Raw genomic sequence first — 17,307 nt, 5'->3', positions numbered from 1 at the left:
CAGGAGTCTGAACATGCAACTCAATCCGTCAGAAATCAGCGAACTGCTCAAAAGCCGTATTGAAGGCCTGGGCGCTTCTGCCGATGTTCGTACGCAAGGTACGGTTGTTTCCGTAACCGACGGTATCACACGCGTCCACGGTCTTTCCGATGTGATGCAAGGCGAAATGCTGGAGTTTCCCAATAACGTCTACGGTCTTGCTCTGAACCTCGAGCGTGACTCCGTGGGTGCCGTTATTCTGGGTGATTACACCGGCGTATCCGAAGGTGATCAAGTCAAAACAACCGGTCGTATTCTCGAAGTACCCGTTGGCCCCGAATTGCGCGGCCGCGTGGTCAACGCACTGGGTCAGCCCATCGACGGTAAAGGTCCGGTCAACGCGAAAGCAACCGACATTATCGAGAAAGTGGCACCCGGCGTTATTGAGCGCCAGTCTGTTTCTCAGCCGTTGCAAACCGGTATTAAATCAATCGACTCCATGGTGCCTATCGGCCGTGGTCAGCGCGAACTGATTATTGGTGACCGCCAGACAGGTAAAACCGCTGTTGCCATCGACGCGATCATCAGCCAGAAAGGCAAGAACGTGACCTGCGTTTACGTTGCTATCGGTCAGAAAGCCTCTACCGTGAACAACGTGGTCCGTAAGCTCGAAGAGCTCGGCGCAATGGAATACACGATTGTTGTTGCAGCCACTGCATCTGACTCTGCTGCCATGCAGTATCTGTCAGCGTATGCCGGTTGCACCATGGGTGAATATTTCCGCGACCGTGGTGAAGATGCCCTGATCGTTTATGATGATCTGACCAAACAAGCCTGGGCATACCGTCAGGTTTCCCTGTTGCTGCGTCGCCCGCCAGGCCGTGAAGCTTATCCTGGTGACGTGTTCTATCTGCACTCCCGTCTGCTTGAGCGTGCAGCTCGCGTTAACACAAATTACGTAGAAAAATTCACCAATGGTGAAGTGAAAGGCAAAACCGGTTCTCTGACCGCGCTGCCGATCATTGAAACCCAGGCAGGCGACGTTTCTGCGTTCGTTCCTACCAACGTGATTTCCATTACCGACGGCCAGATCTTCCTTGAGACCGATCTGTTCAACGCCGGTGTGCGCCCAGCGATCAACGCGGGTATCTCCGTATCGCGGGTTGGTGGTGCAGCGCAGACCAAAGTCATCAAAAAACTGTCCGGTGGTATTCGTACCGACTTGGCCCAGTATCGTGAATTGGCAGCCTTTGCCCAGTTTGCCTCCGATCTTGACGACGCAACACGGCGTCAGCTCGAGCGTGGTAAACGCGTGGTAGAACTGCTCAAGCAGCCTCAATACCAACCTTTGCAGGTTTGGGAACTGGCCGTCTCACTGTACGCCGTGAACAATGGCTACCTGGACGACGTTGAAGTCGAGAAGGTTCTGTCCTTCGAGAAAGGCCTGAAAGATGAGCTTAAGAACAAGCACGCTGATCTGATCGGCCGTATCGAAGATACGAAAGAACTGTCCAAAGAAGACGAAGCTGCACTGAAAGATATTGTTGCCAGCTTCAAATCTGGTGGCTCATATTAAGTAAGTCCGTGAGGTGCAGGGCCTGTTGCCGTGCACCTTCCTGAAATTGGTTTAACAGGAAAGCGAAATGCCTGGAATCAAGGAAATTCGTACGAAGATCAAGAGCGTGCAAAACACGCGCAAGATCACCAAGGCCATGGAAATGGTGGCAGCATCCAAAATGCGCAAGGCGCAGGAAAGAATGCGTGCCGGCCGTCCCTATGCCAAGAAAGTACGCGAAATCGCTGCACACATGATGCAAACGCATCCTGACTACCGTCATCCGTACATGGAAGAACGTACAGATATCAAGGCGGTGGGTGTAGTGCTGGTCACCACAGACAAGGGTCTGTGCGGCGGCCTGAATACAAATATCTCCCGGCTGGTGCTGGCGCGTCTCAAGGAATTTGAAGCCAAGGGTATCAAGGTCCAGACGACTGCCCTGGGTAATAAAGGTTTGAGCCTGCTGACACGTATCGGTAGCAATCTGGTATCCAACGAAGTGCAGCTTGGTGATCAGCCACATCTTGAACGTCTGATTGGCGCTCTCAAGGTACAGCTTGACGATTATCTGGACGGCAAGATCGATGCCCTCTATGTGGCGTCCACGCATTTCGTGAACACCATGAGGCAGGAGCCAACGATCATGCGTCTGCTGCCGTTGCCGGATGGCTTGAAGGATCCATTTGTCGCCGGTGCTGCAAAAGCCGAAGACGAAGAGGCAGCGATCGAATCGAGCTACCAGTGGGACTACATCTTCGAGCCCGATGCCAAATCGGTCATCGACGATTTGCTGGCCCGTTACGTTGAGGGTCTGGTGTATCAGGCAGTTGCGGAAAATATGGCGTCAGAGCAGTCGGCACGGATGGTGGCGATGAAGGCTGCATCGGACAATGCAAAGAAAGTGATCGGAGAGCTGCAACTGGTTTACAACAAAACCCGTCAGGCATCTATCACCAAAGAAATTTCAGAAATCGTGGGGGGCGCCGCGGCCGTGTAACCTTCGGGTCAACACGAACCGGCATCTTTCAATCGTTATTAAGTAAGGAATCGACATGAGTAACGGTACCATCGTTCAGTGCATCGGCGCCGTCGTGGATATTCAGTTCCCACGCGACAACATGCCAAAAGTTTATGAAGCCCTTGTCCTGGCGGACAATGAATCAAAATTCGCCGAGAAAGGTTTGACACTGGAAGTTCAGCAACAGCTGGGCGACGGTGTTGTGCGTACGATTGCAATGGGCTCAAGTGACGGTCTGCGTCGCGGCATGTCCGTTGGCCGTACCAACGCTGCTATTTCCGTTCCTGTCGGTGAAGCCACTCTGGGCCGCATCATGGATGTGCTGGGTCGTCCTATCGACGAAGCCGGTCCTATTGCTACCGAGGAAAGACGCGCAATTCACCAGCCTGCACCGAAGTTTGACGAACTGTCTCCTTCGGTCGAGCTGCTGGAAACCGGCATCAAGGTGATTGACCTGGTTTGCCCGTTCGCCAAAGGCGGTAAAGTGGGCCTGTTCGGTGGTGCCGGTGTGGGCAAAACCGTTAACATGATGGAACTCATCAACAACATCGCCAAACAGCACTCCGGTCTGTCCGTGTTTGCCGGTGTGGGTGAGCGTACTCGTGAAGGTAATGACTTCTATCACGAAATGGAAGAGTCCAACGTTCTGGACAAAGTAGCCATGGTGTTCGGTCAGATGAACGAACCTCCGGGCAACCGTCTGCGCGTGGCTTTGACCGGCCTGACAATGGCCGAGAAATTCCGTGACGAAGGCCGTGACATTCTGTTCTTCGTTGATAACATTTATCGTTACACCCTGGCCGGAACCGAAGTATCTGCGCTGCTGGGTCGTATGCCTTCTGCGGTGGGCTATCAGCCAACACTGGCCGAGGAAATGGGTGTACTGCAAGAGCGTATTACCTCTACCAAAACCGGTTCCATTACATCGATCCAGGCCGTTTACGTTCCCGCCGATGACTTGACCGACCCATCTCCTGCTACAACCTTCCAGCATTTGGACTCTACGGTCGTGCTGTCGCGTGACATCGCTTCTCTGGGTATTTATCCAGCGGTTGACCCACTGGATTCCACCAGCCGTCAGCTGGATCCGCAAGTGGTTGGTGAAGAGCATTACGCAGTGGCCCGTGGTGTGCAGCAGACACTGCAACGCTACAAAGAATTGCGCGACATTATTGCGATTCTGGGTATGGACGAGCTGTCTCCTGAAGACAAACAGGCTGTTGCCCGTGCACGTAAAATCCAGCGCTTCCTGTCTCAGCCGTTCCACGTTGCCGAGGTCTTTACCGGCTCTCCTGGTAAATACGTACCGTTGTCTGAAACCATTCGCGGCTTCAAGATGATTGTTGACGGTGAATGCGATGCGCTGCCCGAACAGGCTTTCTACATGGTCGGTACCATCGATGAAGCCTTTGAAAAAGCGAAAGGCTTAAAATAAGGAATAACTATGGCTACTTTACTCAAAGTAGATGTTGTCAGTGCTGAAGCATCCATCTTCTCGGGCGAAGCCAAGTTTGTATCTTTGCCGGGTGAAAGCGGTGAGCTGGGCGTTCTGCCCGGCCACACGCCGCTGATCTCCAAGGTCCGTCCTGGTACGTTGAAAATCGTACGTGAAGATGGAACAGAAGAGCTGGTGTTTGTAGCCGGTGGTATTCTTGAAGTGCAGCCATTTGGCGTTACAGTCCTGTCCGATACGGCAATCCGTGCGGCAGACCTGGACGAAGCCAAGGCCGAGAAGGCTCGCCAGCAGGCGCTGGAAGCACTCGAGAATGCACACGACAAGCAGGATATTGCCGCTGTCGAAGCCGAACTGGCTATGCTGGCAGCGCAGGTTGCTGCTGCCCGCCGATTGGCCAACATGAAAAATCGTCACTGATTTTTCATTGTTGCTGCGGTACTGTCAGTAAAAGCAAAAGACGCCCTGGTGGCGTCTTTTGCTTTTTGTGTCCCCAGGCTGATTGTCCTCGTGATCCAGGCTTGTCGCAAATAGCTTGAAGGCGCACCAGTGCGGGTGGCTTACGCTTATAAATGCCTGGATCAGGCCCGGGTAGTGACGGTTTGTGGTGCGCTTCAAACCGCCAGTGTCTTCACGGGATTACTTCGTTTGTGATTTTTCTGCAGCAGCGCGCAGTTGATCCAGCGTGGCGGTAGGGGTAATGGCTTGCGGATCGATCAGGCAGTGCAAAATCGCTGGTTTGCCGCTGGCCACTGCCCGCTCAAACGCAGGCCCGAAATCTTCGCTCTTTTCCACCCGCTCTCCATGGCCGCCAAACGCCACCGCATAAGCGGCAAAATCCGGATTCTGCAGGTCGGTGGCGCTGACGCGGCCAGGGTAGTGTTTTTCCTGGTGCATGCGTATCGTACCGTACATGCTGTTGTCGAACACAAGCACAATAATATTCAATCCGTACTGTACGGCAGTGGCAAACTCCTGACCGTGCATCAGAAAGCAACCATCGCCGGCAAAGCAGACAACCTGCCGCTGTGGCATGACACGCTTGGCGCCTACGGCAGCGGGCGCCCCGTAGCCCATTGACCCGGAAGTAGGGGCCAATTGGGTATTGAAATGATTGAAGCGGTGAAAGCGATGCAGCCAGGTGGCATAGTTGCCGGCGCCATTGGTTAGAATGGCGTCCGGTTCCAGATTGTTTTCAAGATACGCCATGACTTTACCCATTTGCAGGTCGCCGGGCGTGCTCACAGACTGTGGATCGCTCCATTCCAGATAGGCTGCATGGGCGGCATCAACATAGTCCTTGCGCGTGCCCTGGTCGCTGACAGAGAGCCCGGTGGCGGCATTGACAAACTGAACTGGCGTGGCGTTGATGGCCAGTGTTGCCTGATAGACGCGGTTCAGTTCCTGGCTGTCCGGGTGAACATGAATCAGCGTCTGTTTTGGTACCGGGATGTCCAGCAGTGTGTAACTTTGCGAAGCGATTTCCGACATGCGTCCGCCCACCAGCAGAATCACGTCGGCTTCCTGCGCCATCTTGAGTAGTTTCGGATTGATGCCCAGACCTATATCACCAACGAAATTGGGATGCGACGACGGGAACAGATGCTGGCGGCGGAACTGGACCGCTACAGGAAGTTGCTGCCTTTCGGCAAAACGGACAAAATTATTGACGGCCTCTTGTGTCCAGCGTGAGCCGCCAAGGATGGCCAGTGGTTTTTTCGCACCCGCCAGCAGGGTGGCCATTTGCGCCATGTGTTCAGGAGCCGGAGCTGACTCTACCGGTTCTACGCGTGGCGCGTCCGCTACGGTGGCCAACTGCACCAGCATGTCTTCCGGCAGGGCGACGACAACGGGTCCCGGGCGACCGGACATGGCCACGTGAAAGGCGCGCGCGATGAGTTCGGGAATGCGCGCAGCATCATCGATTTCCGTGGTCCATTTTGTCTGCGTACCAAAAACGGCGCGGTAGTCCACTTCCTGAAAGGCTTCACGCTCGCGCATGCCGGTTTCAATTTGTCCAACAAAGACGATAAGAGGCGTGGAATCCTGCTTGGCGATGTGAATGCCCGCCAGGGCGTTGGAGATGCCCGGACCGCGGGTCACCATGCAGATGCCGGGCCGGCCCGTGAGCTTGCCGTGGGCTTCTGCCATCATGGCCGCACCCCCTTCCTGGCGGCACACCGTGACATTGATGCTGGCGTCGTGCAAAGCATCCAAAACGGCCAGGTAACTCTCACCTGGAACACAAAAGACATGATCAACGCCCTGACGGACGAGTTGATCGACGATAATTTCTCCACCGGGACGACTCTGGCTATTGTTTTGCATGAGTGTTCTATAATTTCAGTTGTGAAAGGAATGCTGTCCATGATTCCAAATCAGCGTGTCACTTGTGTTGCACGCACAATCACAGACAACATTATCATTGTAAAGTATAGGCGATATAGAATATGAATTTGACTCCGAAAGGTTTTTTCCCGCGCGCTTTTTCGATCGCAGCCGGCTTGGGACTGCTGGCTGCAGCAAATACCGCGTTTGCGCAGGAAGAAGCATATCCATCAAAACCGGTGACGGTACTGGTCGGCTTCGCGGCTGGGGGTACGACAGACGTGCTGGCCCGCATTGTGGCCAAGGGCCTGGGCGACGAACTTGGCGAGAGCTTTGTGGTCGAGAACAAACTGGGCGCCGGCAGCAATATTGCGACGGACCAATTGCTGCGCAGGAAGGCAGACGGCTATAGCCTCATGATGATGGCCGTTACTACCACGATTAACCAGACGCTGTACAAAAACGTCCGGTTCAATATTGAAAAGGATATCGAACCCATCGTTCTGGTTGCCAAAGTGCCGAATATCCTGGTTGCCAGCAACAATACGCCATATAACAACCTGAAAGAGTTCGTTGACTACGCCAAGGCCAATCCTGGCAAGATCAACTATGGTTCTTCTGGCGCCGGCACCTCCATTCACCTGGCGGGCGAGCTTTTCAAGCAGCAGGCCGGTATCGACATGCTGCACATTCCGTTTAGCGGCAGTGGCCCGTCCATGACGGCTCTGGTCGGTGGCCAGACCGATGTGGTGTTCGAGAATATGCCTGCTGCCGTACCGCAAATCAAGGCAGGCAAGATCAAGGCCTTTGCTGTGACAACGGACAAGCGCTCGGATGCATTTCCCGACGTGCCTACGCTGAAGGAATCGGGCTATCCGCAGTTTAACGTGTCTTCATGGTTCGGCCTGGTGGCGCCCAAAGGTACACCCAAGCCTATCATTGATAAAATCAACGCAACCGTAGAAAAAATTCTGGCCAAGCCCGAAGTGCTCAAGCAGCTGGAAGGTCTGGGCGCGACGGCAGAAAAGAATACGCCGGAAGAGTTTGCAAAATTCGTCTCTGATGAAACCAAGACCTGGAGTGAAGTTATTCGCAAGGGCAATATTTCAATTGAATAACTGAGCAGCAGGTGGCGCGCGAAGGCCAAGGCTTTTCGTGCCAGCGCATAACAGAAACGGCAGCAGGGGCACAGGCACCTGTTGCCGTTTTTCATTATATTGTGCGCATTACTGCGTTCATTATGCTCATCGGGGCCTTGCCAACGCCAGGTCGCTGCCGGGAAAGGAGAATAATCGCCCGGAATGCCAAAGCGAATTGCGTCTGACACAACCGCGATATACGCAGGCGGATCGGATTGAGCAAGTTGTTGTGTTGCGCCCGACTGGCATACCCTTTCGAAAGGAAAGTGCACGCATCAATATTTTTATTTATTGTTATGAGTGGTCAGCGTTGCCGCCAACAAAGGTGACATTGGACACAAAACGGCCATGCGATGTCCGTCTTTTTATGCGAACAGTGACGGTAAAAGTCTGGGGAGCGCTGTAGCGACTGCGATGCCATGTCGCTTGCCTTGTTGCAGGCAGTATGCCACGGAAAATATATTCAGATGGGTAAATCTATGCAATAGGGTGGCGCTTGTGCCCCTTATTCTCATCTATACGGTCAGGTTGCCGAACCGGCATGTCATCCGCCTGCATCGCAGTAGCTCGCTGGCCACTGTGGGTTCAATTGCAGGCAGATGCGCCGTCAGTCAATCACCCGTTTGGCGTACGATCACGTCCGCCGCATTCATTACTGCACTTCGATTTCGTGTACCCGCGTTGTTGCCGCAGGAACGTTCAGCAATTACCAGCTGAAACCGCCTTCGGACTCGGTGTCGTCAATCGCTTTTTCTGTTTCCTTGATCATGTCATACATCATGACGCAGGCTGCGGCGACAGAGACAGCGATGGCTTTGACCAGAGCGGTCAGGCTCAGTGCGCGTTCTTCGTTGATTGCATTGTGGATCAATTCACGTTCCATAGAATCGCTGAAAGCAAGTTCAGGGGTATCGCTCATTGCGAGGGCGTTTTTCATAGAAAGGTTCATGGTATTGGGCTCTTTAAAGTGACTGTAAAAGCTAGGTATAAACCATTATAGGGTTAACCCTAGCAATAAGCAAGGGTATATGGCCTTTATGTCATGCACTGCAGCAAAACCGTTGTTTTTTCAGCAAAAACAGTCACTTAACAGTAATTGCCCTAGTGTGACAAATGCGAATTGCTGGTCGTGCAGAGCCCATTTATCCTGTACGCTTTGTTACATGAAAAAGGCCCTCAAGGTGAAAGAACGACTGGACTGCGCCCTTATCAGTATTCCCGGCTGCGAAACGCTCGCAGAAACGCTGCTCAAACCTGACCGTTTACACAATGGTCGTCTGCATTTCAGTCTGGTAGAACCCTCCCCCGGGGCGGAGCATGGTACGTTCCCATCTGTCTCGCTGCTGCAGGAAATGACTTATTCACTGCGTCATTTTGATGCCATCTGCCTGCCTGTCTCATCGGCTTCGCTGGTCTGGACGCGTTTATTGTTGCAGCAAACCCGTATCGAACAGCATCGTCCCATTTTTGTATTGGGGCTGTCGCTGCGCCCCATTGGCCTGATCGATCTGCTCGAGCTCGGTGTCGTTGATTTCGCCTTATGGCCATGCGAGCCAGAGGAAATCCGTGTCAGGCTGCTGCGTGCCTTGCATGAACTACGTAATCTTCAGGCCCGTCTTCCTTCGCTACTGGGCGACAGCGTCAATACGAAGCAGTATGCTGTTCACGATGCTGCGATCACGCACCCGGCTGAATATGCTTTAGCGCCGGCGCCAGCGTGCGCTCCCGCGGGTACACTGCACCTGACCGGTGAAAGGCCGGGTTCGCCGTTGTTGCCCGCGTTCAAGCGATCCGGCGGTCGCACGCCTGCTGCTGCACTGATGGGGGTCAGCCCAGGCACTGACCGTATCCTGTCGCCTGTTTCGCTTTTGCGCGGAATCGGCAGCCCCATGCCGCAAGGGAGCAAGCCGGCGGGTGCCCATCCGGCACGCCTGAGCGTCCCCAAGGTCTGCTGTCAGGAAATAGCGCAATTTCCCGAAGGATTTCAGCAACTGAAGTCGGTCGTGGTTACCCAATTTGAACGTGCCTATCTCACGCATGCACTGGCGCGCAGCAAGGGCAATATCGCTCTGGCCGCCCGCAATTCCCATAAACATCGTCGGGCGTTCTGGGCGCTCATGCGTAAACACCAGATCAGTGCAGAACCGTTTCGCGACAATGGTTTTTGAACAGCAGCGGTGTCTGACGGCAAACCGCTTGATGGTCGGGCGACTGTCAGCGGCCATTCTTACACCAGGTACGATACAATCTGTCCGGTAAGAAAATCATAGATTTATAGATATTAAAGGTACCCGATGGCTTTCCCGGTTTTGCAGAACGATGTTTTCCTGCGCGCACTGCAGCGCCAGCATGTTCCCTATACGCCTGTATGGTTGATGCGCCAGGCTGGACGATATTTGGCTGAATATAACGAGACCCGCGCCAGGGCGGGGTCCTTTCTGGGGCTGGCCAAAAATCCGGATTTTGCCACAGAGGTCACTTTGCAGCCTCTGGATCGGTTTCCCCTGGATGCGGCCATTCTATTTTCGGATATTCTCATGCTGCCCGACGCCATGGGTCTTGGGCTGGGTTTTGTTGCCGGTGAGGGTCCGCAGTTTGCACGTCCCTTGCGCACGCAGCAGGATGTCGAGCAGCTTGCCGTTCCCGATATGAATCAGTTGCGCTACGTGTTCGACGCCGTCAGCCAGATCCGCCAGTCGCTCAATGGCCGTGTGCCCCTGATCGGCTTTGCCGGCAGCCCGTGGACCGTTACCTGCTATATGGTAGAAGGGCGGGGCTCGTCAGATTACCGCCAAATCAAAACCATGATGTATGCGCAGCCAGCAATGCTGCATCGTATTCTGGAAGTCACTGCACAGGCGACTGTGCAGTATCTGAACGAGCAAATCCGCGCGGGAGCCCAGGCCGTCATGATTTTTGACAGCTGGGGCGGCGTACTGGCCGATGGCTTGTATCAGCAATTTTCGCTTGCATACACCACCAAGGTAATCAGCCAGCTGGAACGCAATCAGGATGGTGTTACTGTGCCGGTTATTTCGTTTACCAAGGGAGGCGGATTGTGGCTGGAAGACATCGTCAACAGTGGCTGCGATGCCGTTGGACTTGACTGGACTGTTAACCTGAAGCAGGCTCGTGAGCGGGTAGGCGACCGTGTTGCATTGCAAGGCAATATTGATCCCATGGCGCTGTTTGGAACAGAAGACGCCATTCGTCAGGAAGTGCGTCGCGTCATTGACGACTTCGGGCCGGTAACAAATGGGGGGCATGTATTCAATCTTGGTCACGGAATTTCACAATTTACACCGCCCCAAAATGTGTCAATTCTGGTCGATGAAGTGCACAGCTATAGCGCAAGCAAACACGGTTGAGGCCAAGTTGTACACAGAAGTCAAGCGGCTGTTGTTTTTGGACAAACTGTTGTAACACAATGAGCTGACGTTTTAAGTTATTGAAATTTAAGAAATTAGTTTATGAAGTTTCCGGTATGAAAAAAATTTGATCCTTCAATTCATTTCAATAATTTTTTTGTAATATAGTTTTCCCCAAAGTTATCCACAGGCAGAGTCATTTATTTAATAAGTGGTTTCGGGCAGATGCTTTAACGCTGAAACCTGCGAAACTACTTTAAGTGTTGACATGGATATGTAACTTAAAGGTAATACTCAAACAGATAACTCTGGTGGTATCTGTTCTCACATTTTTCAGGAATTAAGCGTGCAAGTCAGCTGGGTTCGTGTCGTGTTGGATATTCCCCGACAGGAGGCATTCGATTATCGATGCGAGCATCCAGTGCAAATAGGGCAGCGCGTTATTGTGCCTTTCGGCTCGCGACAGCTTATCGGCGTGGTCATCGAATTGCTGCCCGCGCCCGCGCTTGACCCGGATCAGATCCGCGATGTGGAGCAGGTGCTGGACGATCTTCCGGCATTTTCTGCTTCCTGGCTGGCCCTGGCTCATTTCGCCTCGCGTTACTATCAGCGCTCGTTGGGCGAGGTCATTCTGCCGGTACTGCCCAACGGCTTAAGAAAACCGGCCGCTTATCTGGGCAAGCGGTCCGCCGGCGGCCCGGTGGCCCGAGCCGATCGTAAAAAACGCAGTCCAGTCGCCCCAGCGGTCGCCTCTCCAATCGTATTGAATGCCCAGCAGCAACATGCCGTGCAGCAAATTTGCCAATCAGACGGCTATTGTCCCTATCTGCTGCATGGCGTGACCGGAAGCGGTAAGACAGAAGTGTATCTGCACGCGGCGCTTGCCTTCTTGCAGCGGGGCCAGCAAATATTAATGCTGGTGCCGGAAATTAATCTGACGCCACAGTTGGAGACGGCGGTCCGGGCCCGCTTTGCAGATATCGTGGCTCCCGAGGAAATTGCCGTGTTTCACAGCGGGCTGGCCGATGGCGAGCGCCTGAAGGCCTGGGCAGACGCCCAGCGCGGCAAGCTCAAGGTACTGCTAGGCACGCGCATGACAATTTTTGCGCCGCTGGACAATCCCGGCCTGATTATTGTCGATGAGGAACACGATGCTTCCTACAAGCAGCAAGAGGGCTTGCGTTATTCGGCGCGCGATCTGGCGGTCTGGCGCGCACATCATGCCGGTATTCCGCTGATACTTGGATCGGCTACGCCCTCCCTGGAAACCTGGCATCATGCGCTCAGTGGCCGCTATACCCGATTGAGCCTGGAGCAGCGCGCCAGAACCCGCTTTCTTCCCGACATTCGTCTTGTGGATACCCGGAAGGCCAAGCTTAACCAGGGGTTCGAGCCGAACGTGCTGGAGGCCATCCGCACCCACCTCGAGCGCGGCGAACAGTCCATGGTGTTTCTGAATCGTAGGGGCTACGCCCCTGTCATGCATTGTGCCGCTTGCGGCTGGGTCAGCCAGTGCCCGCGGTGCTCGGTGCATACGGTATTGCATCGCACTCCTGGCAGCGGCTATCAGTTGCAGTGTCACCACTGTGGTTTCCACAGTCGCGTCCCATCCATCTGCCCTGATTGCGGCAACCAGGATTTGCAGCCGCTGGGGCGGGGCACCCAGCGGGTTGAAGAGTTTCTGCAGGAAACGTTTCCCACAGCGCGAATCCAGCGCATTGATGCAGATAGCACACGCCTGAAGGGTAGTGCTCTGCGGCTATTCGATGAAGTGCATACCGGCAATATCGATATTCTGGTAGGCACGCAAATGGTGGCAAAGGGGCATGACTTCAAGCGTCTTGGCCTGGTTGCGGTGCTCAATGCAGACTCCATGCTGTTTTCTGCGGATTTTCGCGCCCCCGAGCGCCTGTTTGCCCAATTGCTGCAGGTAGCCGGTCGGGCAGGGCGTCACACGGAAGGGGGGCAGGTGCTGATTCAAACCGGCTATCCCGACCATACGGTCTATCAGACATTGCTTAACAACGACTTCCCGGCCTTTGCCGACGACTTGCTGGCAGAGCGCCAGGATACCGGCCTGCCACCCTTTACCTTTCAGGCACTGATCACCGCCGAAGCCAAAAGCGTGCAGCTGGCACTGGCCTTTCTTCAAGACATCCGGGAACACGCCGCCTCGGTCTTGTCTGGCGACGGCGAGCCCGAGGCCGTGCGTCTTTACGATCCTGTCCCCCTGCGGATTCTGCGCGTTGCCCACGTCGAACGGGCACAATTGCTGGTTGAATCGGTGTCAAGGCCAGCGCTGCAGCGTTTTCTGCAGCAGTGGCTGCCACAGGTCCAAACGATCGGACAGAAGCAGCGCATGCGTTATTTCATCGAAGTAGACCCACTGGAAATCTAGATAATGAGCAATGCACTGCAATCGATGAACCCCGCGCAGCGTGAGGCGGTGCTGTACCTGAACGGACCATGCCTGGTCCTGGCAGGCGCCGGCAGCGGCAAGACTCGCGTCATCACCCAGAAAATCGCCTATCTGATCAATGAGTGCGGCTATGATGCCCGCGGCATCATAGCCCTGACGTTCACCAACAAGGCGGCGCGCGAAATGGCTGAACGTATTCAGCAAAGCGTGGAAAAGAAACGGCTCAAAGGCCTGACGATCAGCACATTTCATGCACTGGGCGTGCGTTTTTTGCGGGAAGAGGCGGTGCTGGCGGGGTTGAAACCCGGTTTTTCCATCCTGGACTCCACCGATGCGCTGGGCGTGATTCCGGAGTTGCTGGCGACCACCGACAAGGGCCGGTTGCGCAGCGTACAACAGCAAATATCGCTATGGAAAAATGCGCTGATTACGCCTGATGATTCAGAAAAAATCGCCCAAACCCCTGACGAAATGGACGCTGCCCGCGTGTACCGTAGCTACGATGCAACCTTGCGCGCGTATCAATCGGTGGATTTTGACGATCTGATTGTCATGCCGGCGACGCTGATGAGCACCAACGATGAGGTGCGCGAGCGCTGGCAGCGGCGCTGTCGCTATATGCTCCTGGACGAATACCAGGACACCAACGTCTGCCAATACCAATGGGTGCGATCCCTGACTGGGCTGCGCGACATGTTTACAGCGGTGGGCGACGATGATCAGGCCATTTATGCCTGGCGCGGCGCCACTATCGAAAACCTGGCCAAATTGCCTCAGGATTATCCGGCACTGCGTATTATCAAGCTGGAACAGAACTATCGTTCGGTCGCGACGGTGCTGGACGCAGCCAACCAGGTCATCAGCCGCAATCCGAATCTGTTCGGTAAAAAACTGTGGTCTACGCTGGGTCAGGGCGAACCCATTCAGGTGGTGGTCATGGACAATGAAGAGGCCGAGGCCGAATCGGTGGGCATGCGCATCTCGGCTTCCCGTTTCGAACGCAACGCCCGTTGGAAGGACTACGCCGTGCTCTATCGTGGCAACCATCAGGGTCGCCTGTTCGAGCAAACATTCCGCGAGCTGCGGATTCCCTATGTGATTGCCGGGGGGCAAAGCTTTTTCGACAAGGCCGAGGTCCGCGATATTATTGCCTACCTGCGCATTGTCGCCAACGAAGAAGACGATCCTGCGTTCATTCGCGCGGTTACCACGCCCAAACGTGGCGTGGGACAGGCCAGCCTGACAGCGCTTGGGGACACGGCCACGCAGCTCAAGTGCTCACTGTTCGATGCCGTTCATGATGAACTGGCCGCCACGCGGATTGCGCCCCGCCAGCTTGAGCCGCTGAAGGTTTTTGTTGATTTCATTCGAAATATACAATGGCGTGCCGGGCGCGGCAGGACAGATGGCGGTGCGGCGACACCGGCTGAAGGCGCAACCGAGCTGCTGGACGAATTGATGAAATACATCGATTACGAACGCTATTTATATGACACCCAGGAAGAGCGTGCGGCACAATCGCGCTGGCAGAACGTGCTTGAATTGACCAACTGGCTCAAGCGCAAGGCACAGGAAGACGGCTTGACGCTTGCGCAGCTGGTTCAGCGTATTGCCCTGATCACCATGCTGGAACGTAGCGAAGACGATGAAGATCCTGATGCCGTGCGGCTGACGACCATTCATGCCTCCAAGGGTCTGGAATATCCCTATGTGCACATGGTTGGCGTAGAGGAAGGGTTGCTGCCCCATTTTGGCAAGGACGACGAATATGGCGATGCGAACAAGGACGCCGAGGCGCTGGAAGTGCGCATCCAGGAAGAGCGCCGTCTCATGTATGTGGGTATTACCCGAGCGCAATTTCATCTGACATTGACCTGGTGCAAGAAGCGCCGCAAGGCCCGTGAAGATCTGATTCGTGAACCTTCGCGGTTTATCGGTGAAATGGGTCTGGAGAGCGGCGTAAAAACAGTGGTGGATCCATTCAGCGGCATGACTCCCAAGGAGCGGCTGGTCCGGCTCAAAGAGATGCTGCAGAAAAAAGGGTAGAATGTAAGCCCCAGGCAGCCGGGCCGCTGGCCTGTCTGTTTGTTCACTATCTATTGGGTCACTATATTACTTGCGTCATGCAGGGCGGGTGGCCGATTCTGGAACTTAATCACGTTTGACATGTTGGCCGACGGCGACAACATAATTGAAATTTGAATACGGAGAAGCAGGAAAATGACACAGCGTATGGCGCCATTGGCGAACATCAGGGTACTTGATCTGACACGCGTTCTGGCGGGTCCATGGTGTACCCAGAACCTGGCCGACCTGGGCGCTGACGTCATCAAGGTGGAACGTCCGGGCAGCGGTGATGACACGCGTGGTTGGGGGCCTCCATACCTGAAGGATCAACACGGAGCGGACACCAGCGAAGCGGCCTACTACCTTTCTGCGAACCGCAATAAACGCTCGCTGGCGCTCGATTTCACTACGGATGCGGGACGGGAGGTCGTTCTGGCGCTGGCGGCCAAAGCCGATATTGTCGTGGAAAATTACAAAGTGGGTGGCCTGAAAAAATACGGGCTCGACTACGCCAGTCTCAAGCAGATCAATCCGCGACTTATTTACTGTTCCATTACCGGGTTCGGACAAACGGGGCCGTATGCCACCCGCCCAGGCTATGACTATATTATTCAGGGTATGGGCGGTCTCATGAGCATTACCGGAGAACACGACGATCTGCCAGGTGGCGGCCCTCAGAAGGCCGGCGTGGCGGTGTCGGATCTGATGACAGGCATGTATGCAAGCGTTGCCATTCTGGCGGCATTGAATGAGCGCCACAGCAGCGGCCTGGGGCAATATATTGACATGGCGCTGCTCGATTGCCAGGTGGCAATGCTGGCCAACCAGAATCTCAATTACATGACATCTGGCCAGGTACCCAAGCGTGCCGGTAATGCGCATCAGAATCTGGTGCCCTATCAGGTGTTTGAAGTTGAAGACGGCCATCTTATCCTGGCGGTAGGCAACGACACACAATTTGCCTCGTTCTGCCGCCTGATCAATATGCCGGAACTGGTCGACGATGAGCGCTACCGGAAAAATGCCGGCCGGGTAGTCAATCGCGATTCACTCATTCCATTGCTGGCGTCCGTCATGAAAACCCGCAAGCGTGATACCTGGCTGGCAGATCTGGAGGCCAGCAATATCCCGGCCGGACCGATCAACACGATTGACCAGGTTTACGCAGATCCGCAAGTGATCGCACGCCAGATGAAACTGGAACTGCCGCATCCGGCAGCGGGAACCTCGCCGATGACGGCCAGTCCCATGCGTTTTTCCGACACACCCATTCAGTATCGCAATGCACCGCCCATGCTGGGTCAGCATTCCGAGGATATCCTCCGAGAGGAACTGGGCTGGAGCGACGAACAGATCGCGACATTGCTGGGCAAGTAAGTAGCACGGCACGGGCACCTTGCGTGCCTGCTGAATGGCCTTGCGTGACTTTGCTGCCGGAAAAAGGTAGCCGCCCCGGATGCGCCGCATCCTGCCGATAGCCAGTCGCATACCGGCAACCGGCAATAAGAATTACAGGCAATAATAATCTTTACCCAAAACAAAAAGCCCACTTATATAAAGTGGGCTTTTTAACTTCAACCGAAAACGTCGCGGATTATTTTACGGATTTGACCATGTAGTCAACCGCAGCCTTGACGACCTCATCCGATGCTGATGATCCGCCTTTGGGAGGCATGGCATTCAAGCCGTTGACGGCGGCGTCATAAAGTTTGTCCATGCCGGTTGCAATACGTGCATCCCAGGCAGCCTTGTCGCCCAGTTTTGGCGCACCGGCAACGCCGGCGTCATGACAGGCGAAACAAATCTGTTTGTACAGCGCTTCTCCTTCGGCGAGTTTGTCATTTGCCGGGGCAGCCGCTGCGGCACCCGCATCTGCTGCAGGAGCGGCACCTTCAGCAGGAGCGGCACCTTCGGCAGGAGCGGCACCTTCGGCAGGAGCGGCACCTTCGGCAGGAGCGGCACCTTCAGCGGGAGCGGC

Annotated in this window: 13 protein-coding genes; 10 read left to right on the top strand and 3 right to left on the bottom strand. The window is 54.9% G+C overall.

What is annotated here, in order from left to right; translation table 11 throughout:
- The first annotated feature begins 13 nt into the window (after nucleotides 1-13).
- The 4 genes from atpA (at nucleotide 14) to INT32_RS08435 (ending at nucleotide 4,428) form a co-directional block, all read left to right on the top strand.
- Entirely contained in the window at nucleotides 14-1,555 is a 1,542-nt protein-coding gene (gene atpA / locus INT32_RS08450) for a F0F1 ATP synthase subunit alpha (protein WP_193088297.1), read from the top strand.
- 67 nt (nucleotides 1,556-1,622) lie between these two features.
- Nucleotides 1,623-2,534 (top strand): F0F1 ATP synthase subunit gamma, encoded by a 912-nt coding sequence (gene atpG, locus INT32_RS08445; protein WP_014749579.1) that lies wholly within the window; start codon nucleotides 1,623-1,625, stop codon nucleotides 2,532-2,534.
- A gap of 55 nt (nucleotides 2,535-2,589) precedes the next feature.
- Nucleotides 2,590-3,990: a F0F1 ATP synthase subunit beta gene (atpD, locus tag INT32_RS08440; RefSeq protein ID WP_193088296.1), complete on the top strand. Its 1,401-nt coding sequence runs from the start codon at nucleotides 2,590-2,592 to the stop codon at nucleotides 3,988-3,990.
- Between the two features lie 9 nt (nucleotides 3,991-3,999).
- Nucleotides 4,000-4,428, top strand: coding sequence for a F0F1 ATP synthase subunit epsilon (locus INT32_RS08435; protein WP_014749581.1), 429 nt, complete (start codon nucleotides 4,000-4,002; stop codon nucleotides 4,426-4,428).
- A gap of 219 nt (nucleotides 4,429-4,647) precedes the next feature.
- Here INT32_RS08435 and INT32_RS08430 read toward each other — a convergent pair whose 3' ends face one another.
- Nucleotides 4,648-6,336: a thiamine pyrophosphate-binding protein gene (locus INT32_RS08430; protein ID WP_193088295.1), complete on the bottom strand. Its 1,689-nt coding sequence runs from the start codon at nucleotides 6,334-6,336 to the stop codon at nucleotides 4,648-4,650.
- A 122-nt stretch (nucleotides 6,337-6,458) separates the two neighbouring features.
- Here INT32_RS08430 and INT32_RS08425 point away from each other — a divergent pair, with 122 nt between their 5' ends.
- Nucleotides 6,459-7,454, top strand: coding sequence for a tripartite tricarboxylate transporter substrate binding protein (locus tag INT32_RS08425; RefSeq protein WP_193088294.1), 996 nt, complete (start codon nucleotides 6,459-6,461; stop codon nucleotides 7,452-7,454).
- A 727-nt stretch (nucleotides 7,455-8,181) separates the two neighbouring features.
- Here INT32_RS08425 and INT32_RS08420 read toward each other — a convergent pair.
- On the bottom strand, nucleotides 8,182-8,412 hold the full coding sequence (locus tag INT32_RS08420; protein ID WP_193088293.1) for a hypothetical protein: 231 nt from the start codon (nucleotides 8,410-8,412) through the stop codon (nucleotides 8,182-8,184).
- Between the two features lie 226 nt (nucleotides 8,413-8,638).
- Between INT32_RS08420 and INT32_RS08415 the strand changes: the two genes are divergently transcribed.
- From INT32_RS08415 to INT32_RS08395, 5 genes are all read left to right on the top strand, one after another.
- A complete protein-coding gene (locus INT32_RS08415; protein WP_226816783.1) occupies nucleotides 8,639-9,643 on the top strand; it encodes a hypothetical protein in 1,005 nt (334 codons plus the stop codon).
- Nucleotides 9,644-9,769: 126 nt separating this feature from the next.
- A complete protein-coding gene (gene hemE, locus INT32_RS08410; protein ID WP_193088292.1) occupies nucleotides 9,770-10,843 on the top strand; it encodes a uroporphyrinogen decarboxylase in 1,074 nt (357 codons plus the stop codon).
- A gap of 346 nt (nucleotides 10,844-11,189) precedes the next feature.
- Nucleotides 11,190-13,241 carry a primosomal protein N' gene (locus tag INT32_RS08405; RefSeq protein WP_193088291.1) on the top strand — a complete coding sequence of 684 codons (2,052 nt, stop codon included), beginning with the start codon at nucleotides 11,190-11,192 and terminating at the stop codon, nucleotides 13,239-13,241.
- 3 nt (nucleotides 13,242-13,244) lie between these two features.
- Nucleotides 13,245-15,308 carry a UvrD-helicase domain-containing protein gene (locus INT32_RS08400; protein ID WP_226816780.1) on the top strand — a complete coding sequence of 688 codons (2,064 nt, stop codon included), beginning with the start codon at nucleotides 13,245-13,247 and terminating at the stop codon, nucleotides 15,306-15,308.
- 174 nt (nucleotides 15,309-15,482) lie between these two features.
- On the top strand, nucleotides 15,483-16,706 hold the full coding sequence (locus INT32_RS08395; RefSeq protein ID WP_193088290.1) for a CaiB/BaiF CoA-transferase family protein: 1,224 nt from the start codon (nucleotides 15,483-15,485) through the stop codon (nucleotides 16,704-16,706).
- 217 nt (nucleotides 16,707-16,923) lie between these two features.
- Here INT32_RS08395 and INT32_RS08390 read toward each other — a convergent pair.
- The coding region (locus tag INT32_RS08390) for a cytochrome c5 family protein (RefSeq protein WP_193088289.1) at nucleotides 16,924-17,307 on the bottom strand (384 nt) is incomplete at its 5' end.

It is taken from the genome of Advenella sp. FME57 (assembly GCF_014897675.1).
In the GTDB taxonomy this organism is placed as follows: domain Bacteria; phylum Pseudomonadota; class Gammaproteobacteria; order Burkholderiales; family Burkholderiaceae_B; genus Advenella.
The sequence above is the reverse complement of the archived record's forward strand: the minus strand, read 5'-3'. Positions and strand labels throughout refer to the sequence as shown.